Consider the following 13,022-nt stretch of genomic DNA (forward strand, 5'->3'; position numbering starts at 1 on the left):
CCGTCCTCACCCCGGCCCAGGCACAGGCCGCGCTGATCACGGACGCGGACCTGGGCGCCCCCTGGACCCCGACCCAGGGCACGGCGACCTGGCGGGACGGCCTCCTCAAGGCGCAGACCGCCGTCCCCGACTGCCAACGTCTCCTGGACGCCCTCTACGCCGACGAACTCCTCGGCACCCCCGCCGCCACCCAGGCGGTGACCGCCCTCGACGACACCGACGACACGGCCCAACTCCGTTACCAGGTGGCCGCGTTCCCCCCGGCGGACGTGGACCGGACACTGTCCTGGCTGAAGACGCTCCCGGGGACCTGCGCGACCTTCACGGCGACGACGACCCGCTCCGGCCCCCAGACGGTGACCGTCACGGAGGCGACCCTCCCGAACGTCGGCGACGCCCGCGAGGGCCTCCACCTCACCTTCACCGGCACGACCCCCGAGGGCGACCCCTCAGTCCTCACCCTCGACACCGCCGCCGTCCGCATCGGCGACGACACCATCACCCTCACGAACGGCGGCCTGGCGACCGTCCCCCCGACGGCGACCGGCCAGGCACTGGAGGTCGGCGCGCAGCGGTTGACGGAGGTGCAGAAGCAGGGACGGGTGCAGATCTAGACACCCACAGGGGTCACCGCTCACCGCTTGTCGTACGGATCCGCCGGCTGCCTGACCTGTTTGACCGTGGTCGACTCCAGCACCGGGGGCCAGGCGGCGTCCGTGCCGAGCTTGCCCTTGGGGACCCAGGTGCCGGTGACCGTGACCCAGGTGTCGGTCTGGGGGGCGTCGTCGGACTCGGTGCCTCTGATCTCGACCTTGCTGATCGTCGCGTCGGCCGCGCAGCAGGTGACCAGGAGGCGGGTGAGGTACCAGGTGCCGTTGGAGCCGTGGGTCACGAAGCCGGTCATGCGCAGGGTGCGGCCCTTGAGGGAGTGACCGGTGTCGTAGATCGCGCGGGAGCTGTACTGGGCGACCGAGATGTCCAGCACCTTCCCGGCGGGCAGGGCGGGGAACGTGCCCACGCCCTGCGCCGCCCGCTGCGCCTCCTCGCGGGACGCGCTGTACGAGCCGAGCGCCGGGGGCGGGAAGAGGAGCAGGGCGAGGGCGGGGAGGGTCAGCAGCCAGGCGATGCGGGGGCCGCCGTGCGCGTGACCGTGCGAGTGATCGTGGCCGTGGGCGTGGGCGTGGGCGTGGGAGTGGCCGTCCTCCTCATCCTCCCCGTGTTCCTCGTTCCCCTCGGTCTGCCCGTGCTCCCCGTGCCGCGTGCCCCTGACCGCCGCCACGAGACCCAACACCACCAGCAGTGAACCGGAGATCACCAGATACGGCCGCAACGCCGCCTGTACATACCGCAGATACAGCTCGCTGAAGAGGGAGATCCGCAGGACCGCCCCGCCCGTCAGCAGGAGCAGGACCGCCGAGCCGTAGCGCCTCACAGGAGCCACCACCCGACCAGCGTGCTGCTCGCCACGGCCACCAGCCAGGTCGTCGAGGAGAAGCGGAAGGCGAAGGAACGGCCGAACGTGCCCGCCTGCAACGCGATCAGTTTCAGGTCGACCATCGGGCCCACCACCATGAACGCCAGCTTCGCCGCCGGGGAGAAGCCGCTCAGGGAGGCCGCGACGAACGCGTCCGCCTCGCTGCACACGCACAGCACCACGGCCAGGAGGGCCAGCAGGAGCAGGGACAGCCAGGACGAGCCGGTGAAGATGTCCAGGATCGAGCGCGGTACGGCGATGTTGAAGGTCGCCGCCGCTGCCGCGCCCAGGACCAGGAAGCCGCCCGCGTGCAGGAAGTCGTGTTGCAGGCCGGCCACGAAGGCCTTCACGCCCACCGGCGAGTGGACGGCCGAGGTGCGCTTCGGGAGTCGTAGCCACTCCTCCTTGCCGAAGCGCGCCCACAGCCAGCCCATCACCACCGCCGTCGCGAGGGAGGCGACCAGGCGGCCCAGCACCATCTTCGGCCGGCCGGGGAAGGCGATCGAAGTGGCCACCAGGACAACCGGGTTGATCGCCGGGGCCGAGAGCAGGAACGCGAGGGCCGCTGCCGGGGCGACTCCCCGTCTCATCAGGCTGCTCGCCACCGGTACCGACGCGCACTCACAACCCGGGAGTACGACTCCCGCCGCGCCCGCGATGGGGACGGCGAGGGCCTGGTTGCGGGGGAGGAGCTTGGTGAACACCCGCTCGGGGACGAACGCGCCGATCGCCGCCGACACGACCGTGCCCAGGAGGAGGAAGGGGACGCCCTGGACCGCGACCGCCGTGAAGACCGTCCACCAGGCCGCCACGGCGGGGGTGTAGAGGTCGAGCGCGAGCATGGGGCCGAGGACGGAGACGACCGTCGCGATGGCGATGAGGGCCGCGCCGCCGAGGACCGCGTAGACCATGGCGCGTACGGCCAGGCGCAGGCCGTCGACCACAGTCCGTTCGTTCTGCACGCGCCTGTCTCATCCCGGTTCGTACGACTACGCCTCGTAACTCATCACTCGTCACTCGTACGTCGCACGGTAACCGGCGGTGCTGTGCGCCATCCCCGATTTGTCAAAGAGGAGGCTGTGCGGGGGCCGGGCCGAGGGTGGTCGTGCCGGGAGCCGTACGGTGCCCGAGGCCCGTGCGGTAGGCGTCGAGGGCGGCCTCGACCCGGCCGGTACGGCGCAGCAGATCGCCGAGCATCCGGCACAGGTCGGCCAGGTCGCCGGCCGCGCCCGCCCGCTCCAGCAGGCTGAGGGCGCGGACGTAGTGCTCCTCGGCGGCGTCCGTGTCCCGGGCGTCCTCGGCGATGATGCCGAGCAGGCGGTGGGCGGCGGCGGAGTGCAGGGCGCCGCGTTCGGAGCTGAGGTCGCTGAGGACGTTGTGGAGGAGGGTGGCGGCCTCGTCGGACTGGCCGCGCTTGTGCAGGACGTCGGCGAGTTCGACGGCGACCTGACTGCTGTAGAGGGCCGCGCGCTTCGCCGTCAGCATGTCCAGCGCCTGCCTCAACTCGACCTCGGCGCGCTCCAGTTCGCCGTCCTGGGCGTAGACGTAGCCGCGCATCCAGTGGCAGTTGGCGAGTTCGGTACGGAACTGGAGCTGCCGGTACAGCTCGGCGGCCTTGGCGAGCGAGGCGTCGGCCTCCGCGACCCGGCCCTCCGCTATCAGCGTCCGCGCCACCGAGCGGTGCATGCGTGCCAGCAGCGCCGGGTCGGCGACCTGCGGCGCGAGGGCGAGCGCCAGCTCCGCGGCCTGGGCGGCCCGGGCGTGCGCGCCCATGTCCATGTACGGCCCGATCGCGCTCGCGTAGAGCAGCAGCAGCGCGTCGGGGTCGTGCAGGCCGCCGCGGTTCAGCTCGTCGAGGGTGGACTCCAACAGGTAGACGGCGTACCGGAGTTCACCGGTGAGGTAGTGCGCCACGGCACGGCCGCGCAGGGCGGGTACGCGGGCCGGGAGCGGTTCGTCGGCCAGCCGGCGTTCGGCGCGCTCGAAGTACAGGCGGGCGGCGGTGAGATCACCGGTGTCGAGCCCGCACTCGCCGAGCCCGAGCAGCGCGGTGGCCTCCTCGTCGACCAGCCCGTACGACTCCGCTTCCGCGAGGAGGTCGGCGTACTGCTCGGCGGCCTCCTCCGACTCCCCTGTGGCCAGGGTGCGTTGGGCCTCGGTCAGATGCAGGCGGAGTTCGGTGGCGAGGCGAGCGGGGCGGCCGGTCGCCAACTCGTCGTAGGCGACGCCGAGTCGGTCGGCGAGGTGGCGCAGCGCGTCGTCGGAGGGGCGGACCCGGCCGGCCTCCAGGGTGGAGATGTACGCGGGTGTGTAGGCTGGCTCGGCCAACTGCCGCTGGGTGAGCCCACGTTCGCGCCTCAGCTGCTGCACCCTGCGCCCGATGACTTCCGGGTCGTCCCGTCTCACCATGCGATTAATCATGCCAGTAAGCCGAGTTACGGACTGGTCGGTAACTCACTTACATGGGGGGCGAGTTGTTGAAGACTCCAGCGATCGGTTACGGCCTGTCGCCGAGCGTAATCACCGCGTGGTGTTCCGGTGACGGGTATCACGTGACTCCCGCGCGCCGGCCTGTCGTATGGTGAAGAAATGTCCCCTTTGGCCAAGATCAGCAGCGCGTACGAGCCCCGCTTCGCGGAGTTCGCCTTCGAGCCCGCCTTCACGGCCGCGGTGGACCAGCACGTCGCCGAGCTGCGGGAACGTCTCTCGGCGGGCGGCCCGGACCTGCTGCCCCCGCCGCCGGACCACGCCGATCTCACGGACTACGCGCTCGGTTTCCTGGACGCGCTCGCGGAGCTGGACTGGCGGGAGCCGGTCGGGCACGACTACGCGGTGTGCAGGCTGACCGCCATCAGCTGGCTGGTGCACCGCCACGGACTGCTGCCGGAGCAGCGCCGCGGTGACTGAAAAAGGGTTTCCGATGGCTCAACTCGCCCTGAAGCCCTTCCCGTTGCAGCCTCCAACCCCTTAAGTTAGGCACGCATTAAGCGTGCTTAACTCGTTGCTGTCGTTGCCGCTGTCACTGTCGTTGCGAGGTTGGTATGTCCGCGCGTTACGTCAGAGGATTCTGCGCCGCCGTCATCGCCGTAGCCGCCCTGATCGGAGCAGCAGCGGCAAGCCCGGCCAAGGCGGCGGACCGGCCGCCGGTGTCTCACTCGGGCGCAAGCGTCATGTCCGCGCGCGGGTAGAGCGGCAGTCCGCCGGTCTCGACCTTCCACCTTCCCGCGACGGTGAGGGTATTCCCGTAGGGCAGGCGCAACCGGTTCTCGTACTCCGGGCGCCCGTACCGCCCGCCCACCTGCCACTGGTACGTCCACGTGCCGTCGCGGGGGTCCAGGATCAGGTAGTGCGGGACGCCCATCGCCGGATAGTCGCGGCTCTTGACCTCGTAGTCCATGCCGGGGTTGGCCGGCGAGACGATCTCGACGGCCAGCAGGGGTGTGGCGGCCCCGCCCGTGGTGACCACCAGGTCGGGCACACGGAGCTTGCCGAGGACTTCGCTGCCGATGTCGACGGCCTCGAAGACACCGGCACCGTCCGAAACCTGCGGAGCGAGCTGTTCACGCACATCCGCAGCCGTGACCTGATGCCGGCGACAGGGGCTCCTCGTCATGAGGAACGTCCCGTCGCTGATCTCCGGGTGCGTGAAGCCCGGCGGCGGCGTGAAGCGCTCCCTCAGCTCACACAGCCGGTGGAAAAAGGCCCGCTCGGTCATACCGCTTCCCCCTCCAGGCAGTACGACCGAGCGTAGTCGCCCCGTCACATGTCCGACGGCCCCGGCGTCTCCCGGCCCATGTCCGTCCGCTCGCGCACCGGCTGGTTGGTCATCGCGTCCTCGCGGCCCGCCTGGTACGCGGTGAGGCTGCCCTTCGCGTTGGTGGTCTCGCGCTCCGCCGCCATCAGCACCCGTTCCATGCGCTGCCGCATCGGGGCGATCATGCCGCCGCCGACACCGACGATCAGGATGCCGGCCGCGGTCGCGAGGGCGGCGTAGAGCACCGGCTGGGTGACCGAGGTGGCGATGCCCGCCTGGCCGAGGGCGGCGATCACGCCCAGCGCGACGATGCAGGCCCAGACGATCGTCGCGAGCATCCGGCCGTACGACATCGACGACAGGGCGCTGCCGACGATCCCGCGGACCGCGTTCGCGATGGCCATCGCGACGACGACCAGGACCACCGCGACGATGCCGCGCGGCAGCCAGGCGACGATGCCGTTGATCATCGTGCTGACCGGGTTGGAGCCGAAGACGCCGAGCGCGAGCTGGAGGGTGATCAGCATCAGCGCGTAGTAGACGATCTTGCAGACGATGCCGGTCATGTCGTACTTGGAGTCCCGCAAGTACCGTTCCGTACCGGCCCGTTCGGAGAGCCTCTCCGAGCCGACCTTGCGCAGCACCCGGTCCAGGACCCGGGCGATCATCTTCGACACGAACCAGCCGATGGCCAGGATGACCAGGAACCCGACGAGCTTGGGCACGAACTGCGCGACCTTCGACCAGGCGTCGTTCAGCCCCTGGGTGAAGTTGATGGCGAGGGTGGATTCAGGGACAGCCATGAGCGGCACTTCCTTCGGTGGGTACTACCAGCCCCCTGTCACCACCAAGTGGAGCAGCGTCGCGAAGGCGTGGCCGCGTGAGCTGGGCCGTACGGGTGAGGGGCGTCCGGTCGGCCCCTCTCTGTGAGGACGCGTCCGCCCGTTCGGCGAAATGCCTCCCTCCGTTTGATAGAAAGCCCTTCCATCAGGCGCTCCCCTTCTGCCAATCTCTGTTCGCTCGCCCGGCTGTCATGTTCGGGGCGAGCGTGGACATGGACCGTCGACTGGAGCCCCCGATGTCCCGAACCAGCACCCGCCGCCTCGGCAGAGCCGCCGCCGTCGTCGGCAGCGCGTTCGCCCTCACCCTCACCCTGCCGTTCGTCGCCTCCGCGGGTGTGCTGCAGAACCTCCCCGAGAACGCGACCACGTACGAGAAGAACTTCGAGCCGCTGTACGACTACGACACGGACTCCTGCTACCCCGCCGCCGCCATCGACCCCGACGGCAACCTCAACGGCGGTCTGAAGCCGACCGGTTCCGTCACCGGCAGCTGCCGCACCGGTCACCTCGACCACGCCAACACCTACTCGCGCACCAAGTGCAACAACGGCTGGTGCGGGACCATCTACGCCAGCTACTTCGAGAAGGACGAGGCGTCCCCCGGCATCGGCCACCGCCACGACTGGGAGTGCATCGTCGTCTGGGTCAAGGAGGGCGACTCCACCCCGTCGTACCTGTCCGCCTCCCAGCACGGCGACTTCGAGACCGAGGCCGTCGCCGACGTCCCGATGAGCAGCCAGCGCGTCCAGGTCGTCTACCACAAGGACGGCCTGAGCACCCACGACTTCCGGTTCGCCAAGTGGGGCGAGACCCCGGAGAACGACGACGGCGCCTGGCACCAGGAGAGCCTGCTCACCTGGGAGAACATGGCGTCCAACCTCCGCGGCATCCTGAACGCCTCCGACTGGGGCGACGCCAACTTCCCGCTCCAGGACTCCCGTTTCGACGACCATCTCGACAAGGCCCTGCCGAGCGGCATCACGTTCGACCCGTACGCCTGACCGGTCGCCGGGCCGGACGGCGTTCGACCCCAACCTCGTGCTCCGGCACCGGAGTTGGCGGGACCAGGGCCCCGGCGGGAGGTTCCACCTCTCCCCCGGGGCCAGGGCACGTCCGGCCCGCATACGCTGCCCCCGTGACCCTTTCCCCCGCCGCGCGCACGGCACTCGACCTCACCGCAGACCTCCCGGTCCCCGACCTGGAGGACTTCTACCGGGACCTGCACCGTCACCCCGAGCTGTCCGGACGCGAACACCGCACGGCCGCGAAGCTCGCCGAACGGCTCACCGAGGCGGGATACGACACCGTCGAGGGCATCGGCGGCACCGGCGTCACCGGAGTGCTCCGCAACGGCGACGGCCCGACCGTGCTGCTGCGCGCCGACATGGACGCGCTCCCGGTGCCGGAGGAGACGGGCCTGTCCTACGCGTCCTCCGTCCCCGGTGTGATGCACGCCTGCGGGCACGACCTGCACGTGACCTGGCTGACCGGGGCCGCGCAGGCGCTGGCCGCCGGGCGGGACACCTGGTCGGGGACGCTGGTGCTGGTGGGCCAGCCCGCGGAGGAGACCGGCGAGGGCGCGTCCGCGATGGTGGCCGACGGCCTGTACGACCGCGTCCCGCGCCCGGACGCGCTGCTCGCCCAGCACGCGGCGCCCGGCCCGGCCGGCTTCTACCCGCACTCACCGGGCCTGATCATGTCGGCCACGACGGACATCGAGATCGTCATCCACGGCCGCGGCGGCCACGGCTCCCGCCCCGAGACGACGGTCGACCCGGTCGTCACCGCCGCCTACCTCGTCACCCGGCTGCAGACGGTCGTCTCCCGGGAGATCGCCGCGCGTGAGTCCGCCGTCCTCACCGTGGGCCGTATCGAGGCCGGCACCCGGCACAACATCATCCCGACCACCGCCCGCCTCCTGCTCAACCTGCGCACCCAGTCCACCGACGTACGGGACCGGATGATCGCCGCGATCCGCCGTATCGCGTCCGGCGAGTGCCTCGCCGCCGGCTGCCCGACCGAGCCCGAGGTCACGGTCGGCAACAGCTTCCCCATGACGGTCAACGACGCCGACACCGACCACCGGATCGCCGCCGTCCACACCGAGGTCCTCGGCCAGGGCACGGTCTTCGACCCCGGCCCCGCGATGGGCAGCGAGGACTTCCCTCACCTCGTCCCGGACGGGGTGCCGTACTCCTACTGGTTCGTGACGAGCACCCCGGCGGACGTGTGGGACGCGGCACCCGGCACCGAACTGATGGAGAAGTTCCTCGCCGTCCCCAGCAACCACAGCCCGCAGTTCGCCCCGGACCTGGTGACGGTGACGCCGGGTGTACGGACCCTGGTGTCAGGCGCGTTGGAGATCCTGACGGTGAACTGACTAGCCCAGCAACTGCAGTTGGACCAGGTGCTGCTGTACGTGATCCAGGGCGCCCGCGCGGCGCCCTGGCACCCGGCTCCTCAACTCGGCCAGTTCGGGACCGAGTTCACGAGCGCGGGCCGGTTCGGGGATCTGCCCCCACTGATGATGGGCACGGTCCACGGCCGCCTCGACAGCACCCGCGTCAGCCGCCTGCCCCGCCGCCAGCCGCGCCCCCGCCACCCCGAGCCAGGCCCGACAACTCCGCACCGGATCCCCGGCCAACATCGCGAGATCGGCCCGCACTTCGGCCCAGTGCAGCGCTTCTTCCGACCCCGGCCCGTGCGCCCGCACGGCAGCCTGCTCGTGCTCGGCGGCGAGCGCATCGGCGTCGACGTGACGTCCCGCTTGGACGGCCTCCGTGATGACACCGTGAGGGTCACCGGCTTTCTCACGCAGGTCGGCAATATCCAGCCCGTCTGGGGGTCCCCCCTCTGGGGGAGTTTGAGGACGAGGCCCCTTCAGGGCAGACGGGGGTCTGGGGGCGAAGCCCCCAGGGACGCCGGCACCAACACCGGCGCCCGCACCAACTCCCGGAGCGGACAAAACCACATCCGCATACCCCTCCGCCCCCAGCCTCTCCAACGCCAGCTCATGCAACTGCTCAACCGCCGGACGGCTCCCGCTGCGCAGGATCGTCGCCACCGCCTTCATATACGAAGGCACCCCCACCACCCGCCGCCCGGGCGGCGGCGCGATGCGACCGTAAACCGCGTTCGTACGCCCCGAGTCGAGCGGCCGGTCCCGCAACCACTGCCAGGTCTCCGCGTCGGTGTGCAGATCGAGCACCAACGTGGTCGTCCCCGGCACCCGCAACCGCAACTCCTCACGGACCCAGGCCCACGGAAACCCCGTGTACCGAACGGTCGCCGGCGTCGTACGCGCCAGCGCCAGGTGCGGAAGGCGCTGTTTCCGGTCGAGTTGGAGCTGCCCGGCGACGAACACGGTCAACGGCCCCGACGCCGTGGCGGCGGCCCGCAACCGGGTCAACACGGCCTGCGGCTCCAGCGGATCGGCGAGTTCGACAACGTTGGCGGTGTCGGTGCCGGACAGCACGGCGGGGTCGACGGCCGCGAGCACGGGAAGGACGGACGCCGCGTCCACCAGTCGCCCCTTGCCGACCGGCGAGGCCGCGAGCAGCAACACCGTTCCAGGCATGCGCCCTCCCCCGAACCATCGATCACTGACGTACGTACCCAGCACCGTAACCTCTGCCGAACCTCTGCTGGAGCAAAGGGTGATGTCAGGACCGCCGTACCGCGAAGATCGTGGTGTCGTCGGCGAGATGTCCGCCGCTGTGGCGCAGGGTGCCGTCCCGGACGTGGGCGACGAGCCGGTCCGGTGCGGCGAGGGACGGATCGGCCAGGAGCCCTTCGGCGACACGGGACTTGAGCGGGTAGAAGACGCCCGCCCCGTCCCGCGCCTCCGTCACCCCGTCGGTGACGACGAGGAGGGTCTCACCGGGGGCGAGGGTGATCCGGAGCGTCGGCGGCGGCCCGTCCATGTGCGCCAACTCGCCCAGCCCCAGCGGCAGTCCGTGCCCGGGCGGCAGCGACCGTACGCCAAGTGGGCCGACCACCAAGGGCGGTTCGTGACCGAAGTTGACGACCTCGACCGTGTCCGGCTCGGCGACCGGGAAGCTCAACAGGACGGCCGTGGCGAACCGGTCGATGCGGTCGTCGTCCTCCTCACGGTCGTCGTCCTCACGTTCGAGGGCGGCGAGATGCAGACCGTGCCGATGTATCCGGATCTCCAGCCGGGCCGCGACCGTCGCGAGTTCCCGCTCGTGGTACCCCGCCTCGCGAAACGTGCCGAGCAGCGCGGCCGCCGCCTCCACCGCGCCGAGCCCCTTGCCCTGGACGTCACCGACGAGGGCGCGGGTGCCGTGCGGGCCGGGCTGGATGTCGTAGAAGTCGCCGCCGACGCGGGCGACGGCGTCCGCGGCGAGATAGACGGCCGCGTGGTCGAGGCCGCCCCAGCCCGGCGGCAGCGGGCGCAGCAGGGTGCGGCGGGTGGTCTCGGCGACGTCCCGCATGTGCAGCATGCGGCGTTCGCCGCGGACCCGGACCGCGCAGGCCAGCACGGCGAGCGCGCCGCCGACGCCGACGAGGATGAAGTCGGGCAGGCCGGTCTGGTACAGGCGCGGCCAGGCGTGGTCGGCGAGGACGTAGGTGGCGAGGCCGAGCACCGCGAACACGGCGGTGCCCCGCACCCCGCAGATCGCCGCGGCGATCCCGGGCACCAGCACGATCCAGGAGACGGTCCGGAACTCCCCGCCGGTGTACCAGTCGACCAGCAGGATGGAGACGAGCACCAGCAGCGGCGGCACCCAGGCGACACTGCGCCCGCGCACCCGCAGCAGATGCTGGCGGCGCAGCGCGTCGGGGTCCCGGGCGCGGGGCAGCCCGTCGTCGAGCGGGCGGCGCCGGAAAGCGCCGTAGCGCACGGGTCTGTGTCCGCGGGCGCTCACGACCGTCAGTACGCGGCCGACATCCGGCCGCGCGGGTGGGCGTGCCGCTCCAGTTCGTCGACGAAGGCGACCGCGTAGTCCTCGGCGCTGATGAGGCTGCGGCCCTGGTCGTCGGTCAGGAGCTGGTCCCCGTCGACGCGGAAGCGGCCGGTGCGGGTGCCGGGCGCGATCTCGGCGGCGGGGGAGACATAGGTCCAGTCGAGGTCGTCGAGGGAGCGGTAGTAGGCGAGGACGGCGCGGTGGGCGCGGGCTTCGGGGAGGTAGGCCTCGGGGAAGCCGGGCTGGTCGCTGAGGGCCTGGCCGGGGGCGACCTCCAGACCGCCGGCGCCGCCGACGACGAGGAGCCGCTCGACACCGGCCGCGCGGACGCCCGCGACGAGCGCCTCGTTCAGCGCGAGGAAGGGACCGCTCGGATCGCTGCCGTCGCGGGGCGGCACGCACGCGGAGGCGACCGCGTCGGCGCCGCGCGCGACCTCGGCCACCTTCTCCGGGTCCGAGGCGTCGGCCGCCGTGGCGGTGACCCCGGGGACCGGTGACTGGCCGGAGCGGCTGACCGCGAGGACCTGGTGTCCGCGGGCCGAGGCCTCCGTGGCGATCCGGCTGCCGACCATGCCGGTGGCGCCGAAGAGTACGAGCTTCATGCGCCCCAGCGAAACATGGGGCAACCGAGGCCGCACCCCGACTTGCCACCGCCCGCACCGGGGTGTGCATTGGTAGACGGGGGCGGAAAAATCGGTAGATCGGTACACGGGGGCGAGAGAGAGGAGTGCTCTCATGGCTCACGCGGCACCCACGCCCGGCTCCGGCGGATTCACTGCCCCGAGCGGTCTTCCCGACATCTTCGACACCCGCGTCCACCGCGTCGCGAAGGTGGCGATCCCGGTCGTCCTGGGACTCGTCTACGGCTACTGGGCGGCCGCCAACCGCCGCAGCGGCGGTCCCGTCACCGGCTGGAACATCCTGTTCGGCTTTGTGACGGCGCTCGCGTTCGTCGTGCTGTGCCTGGCGGTCGCGCGGTTCGCGCCGCTGCTGAAGCGCGAACTGCACTCGCTGGTGAAGTCCGGCTTCGCGGGCGCCTCGCTCGGCTTCCTGTACAGCCAGACCGGCGAGAGCGTGCTGCGCTCGGTGGCCATCGGGCTCGCGACCACGGCGGGCGTCTTCCTGGTGTTCTTCTACCGCTACTACACGCGCGAGGACGGAGAGGGCAACCGCATCCGCTGACCCATCCGCCCAAGGGCGTGGGCCCCGGCACCGAGTCGGTGCCGGGGCCCACGCCCTTCCCTCCGATTCCCTTCCTACGGCGCCCAGTTCCAGATGCCGCCGCCGGTCGAGGACCCGGACGCGCTCCAGCTCCACGAGCCCGAGACGCTCCACGACCCGGAGGCCGAGGTGCTCCACGAGGACGAGTTGTCACCCCAGTTGGGGTCGTTGTTCCAACTGGAGTTGTTGTCACCCCGGTTGGAGTTGTCGCCGTCCTTCCAGCCCGGACACGGGTCCGAGCAGGACGGCACGCTCCGGCCGCCGGTGTCGACGAACGCGGCGCTGGCCCAGGCCTGCGCGCCGACGAGCCAGTACCAGTCGGGATTTCCGTTGACGGTCTGTCCCCTGACCACGCATTGGACGCGGTCCTGACTGCCCGGTGAGAGCGAGTCGACGACGGGGGACCGGGTGGTGGGCGACTGCCGCACGTTCAGATCCGTGCGGGAGACGATCGTGCCCCAGATCGGACTGCCGCCACCGCCGTGTCCTTCGGCGTACGTGGACGGTGCTGACGGTGCTGCCGCCGCCGTGGTGCCCGCCGCCGCGACGGCGAGGGTGCCACCGGTCAGCAGGGCCGCGGCGAGAGTCCGCAGGGCCGGAGTGGTGCGCATGTTCGGCCTCCTTCTCCCCAGCTCCAGGAAACACCCGTTCGGGTGAAGCCTCCACCCGAGAGCGGACTCCCCAGTTCCGCCAAGGGTTCCGGGGTTCCGCCGAGAGTCCCGGGCCCGTCCCCCACCCATCCGTGCTGGACCTTTAACCCATATGCAGTCAAAAACCCTCGACCCGCTCGCGTACGACGTCCC

At 71.2% G+C, this 13,022-nt stretch carries 15 protein-coding genes; 6 read left to right on the top strand and 9 right to left on the bottom strand.

The annotated features are described in order from the left end of the window. A partial coding sequence (locus JHN63_RS23530; protein WP_200683605.1) for a hypothetical protein occupies positions 1-614 on the top strand: 614 nt, incomplete at its 5' end. A gap of 20 nt (positions 615-634) precedes the next feature. Here the strand turns inward: JHN63_RS23530 and JHN63_RS23535 are convergent. The 3 genes from JHN63_RS23535 to JHN63_RS23545 all read right to left on the bottom strand — a co-directional run bounded on the left by JHN63_RS23535 (position 635) and on the right by JHN63_RS23545 (position 3,883). Continuing rightward, a complete protein-coding gene (locus JHN63_RS23535) occupies positions 635-1,432 on the bottom strand; it encodes a TIGR03943 family protein (protein ID WP_200683720.1) in 798 nt (265 codons plus the stop codon). Next, a complete protein-coding gene (locus JHN63_RS23540; protein WP_200683718.1) occupies positions 1,429-2,385 on the bottom strand; it encodes a permease in 957 nt (318 codons plus the stop codon). The genes JHN63_RS23535 and JHN63_RS23540 overlap by 4 nt, the downstream gene beginning before the upstream one ends. 154 nt (positions 2,386-2,539) lie before the next feature. Continuing rightward, on the bottom strand, positions 2,540-3,883 hold the full coding sequence (locus JHN63_RS23545; RefSeq protein WP_200683607.1) for a helix-turn-helix transcriptional regulator: 1,344 nt from the start codon (positions 3,881-3,883) through the stop codon (positions 2,540-2,542). A gap of 180 nt (positions 3,884-4,063) precedes the next feature. Between JHN63_RS23545 and JHN63_RS23550 the strand changes: the two genes are divergently transcribed. Beyond that, the gene (locus tag JHN63_RS23550; RefSeq protein WP_200683609.1) at positions 4,064-4,381 is read left to right on the top strand and encodes a DUF6401 family natural product biosynthesis protein; all 318 of its coding nucleotides are present in this window, start codon (positions 4,064-4,066) and stop codon (positions 4,379-4,381) included. 244 nt (positions 4,382-4,625) lie between these two features. Here JHN63_RS23550 and JHN63_RS23555 read toward each other — a convergent pair whose 3' ends face one another. Both JHN63_RS23555 and JHN63_RS23560 read right to left on the bottom strand, forming a co-directional pair. Beyond that, positions 4,626-5,189, bottom strand: coding sequence for a Uma2 family endonuclease (locus JHN63_RS23555; protein WP_200683611.1), 564 nt, complete (start codon positions 5,187-5,189; stop codon positions 4,626-4,628). Between the two features lie 44 nt (positions 5,190-5,233). Further along, complete coding sequence (locus tag JHN63_RS23560) at positions 5,234-6,031, bottom strand: hypothetical protein (RefSeq protein WP_200683613.1); 798 nt, start codon at positions 6,029-6,031, stop codon at positions 5,234-5,236. Between JHN63_RS23560 and JHN63_RS54005 the strand changes: the two genes are divergently transcribed. From JHN63_RS54005 to JHN63_RS23570, 3 genes are all read left to right on the top strand, one after another. Next, positions 6,030-6,158 (top strand): hypothetical protein, encoded by a 129-nt coding sequence (locus JHN63_RS54005; protein WP_267953798.1) that lies wholly within the window; start codon positions 6,030-6,032, stop codon positions 6,156-6,158. The two genes, JHN63_RS23560 and JHN63_RS54005, sit on opposite strands and share 2 nt — an antisense overlap. A gap of 148 nt (positions 6,159-6,306) precedes the next feature. Further along, positions 6,307-7,071 (top strand): NPP1 family protein, encoded by a 765-nt coding sequence (locus JHN63_RS23565; protein WP_200683615.1) that lies wholly within the window; start codon positions 6,307-6,309, stop codon positions 7,069-7,071. A 134-nt stretch (positions 7,072-7,205) separates the two neighbouring features. Further along, the gene (locus JHN63_RS23570; protein ID WP_200683617.1) at positions 7,206-8,450 is read left to right on the top strand and encodes an amidohydrolase; all 1,245 of its coding nucleotides are present in this window, start codon (positions 7,206-7,208) and stop codon (positions 8,448-8,450) included. Here the strand turns inward: JHN63_RS23570 and JHN63_RS23575 are convergent, their stop codons facing one another. The 3 genes from JHN63_RS23575 to JHN63_RS23585 all read right to left on the bottom strand — a co-directional run bounded on the left by JHN63_RS23575 (position 8,451) and on the right by JHN63_RS23585 (position 11,600). Next, positions 8,451-9,647, bottom strand: coding sequence for a hypothetical protein (locus tag JHN63_RS23575; RefSeq protein ID WP_200683619.1), 1,197 nt, complete (start codon positions 9,645-9,647; stop codon positions 8,451-8,453). 85 nt (positions 9,648-9,732) lie between these two features. Next, positions 9,733-10,959: a PP2C family protein-serine/threonine phosphatase gene (locus JHN63_RS23580; protein WP_374222942.1), complete on the bottom strand. Its 1,227-nt coding sequence runs from the start codon at positions 10,957-10,959 to the stop codon at positions 9,733-9,735. A gap of 5 nt (positions 10,960-10,964) precedes the next feature. After that, a complete protein-coding gene (locus JHN63_RS23585) occupies positions 10,965-11,600 on the bottom strand; it encodes an NAD(P)-dependent oxidoreductase (protein ID WP_200683621.1) in 636 nt (211 codons plus the stop codon). A gap of 133 nt (positions 11,601-11,733) precedes the next feature. On the opposite strand from JHN63_RS23585, the gene JHN63_RS23590 reads away from it, so the two are divergent. Then, positions 11,734-12,180, top strand: a complete 447-nt coding sequence (locus JHN63_RS23590) for a hypothetical protein (RefSeq protein WP_200683623.1) — start codon at positions 11,734-11,736, stop codon at positions 12,178-12,180. Positions 12,181-12,254: 74 nt separating this feature from the next. Here the strand turns inward: JHN63_RS23590 and JHN63_RS23595 are convergent, their stop codons facing one another. Continuing rightward, positions 12,255-12,830: an SH3 domain-containing protein gene (locus JHN63_RS23595; RefSeq protein WP_200683625.1), complete on the bottom strand. Its 576-nt coding sequence runs from the start codon at positions 12,828-12,830 to the stop codon at positions 12,255-12,257. Between the last annotated feature and the right edge of the window lie 192 nt (positions 12,831-13,022).

It is taken from the genome of Streptomyces sp. MBT65 (genome assembly GCF_016612545.1).
In the GTDB taxonomy this organism is placed as follows: Bacteria; Actinomycetota; Actinomycetes; order Streptomycetales; family Streptomycetaceae; genus Streptomyces.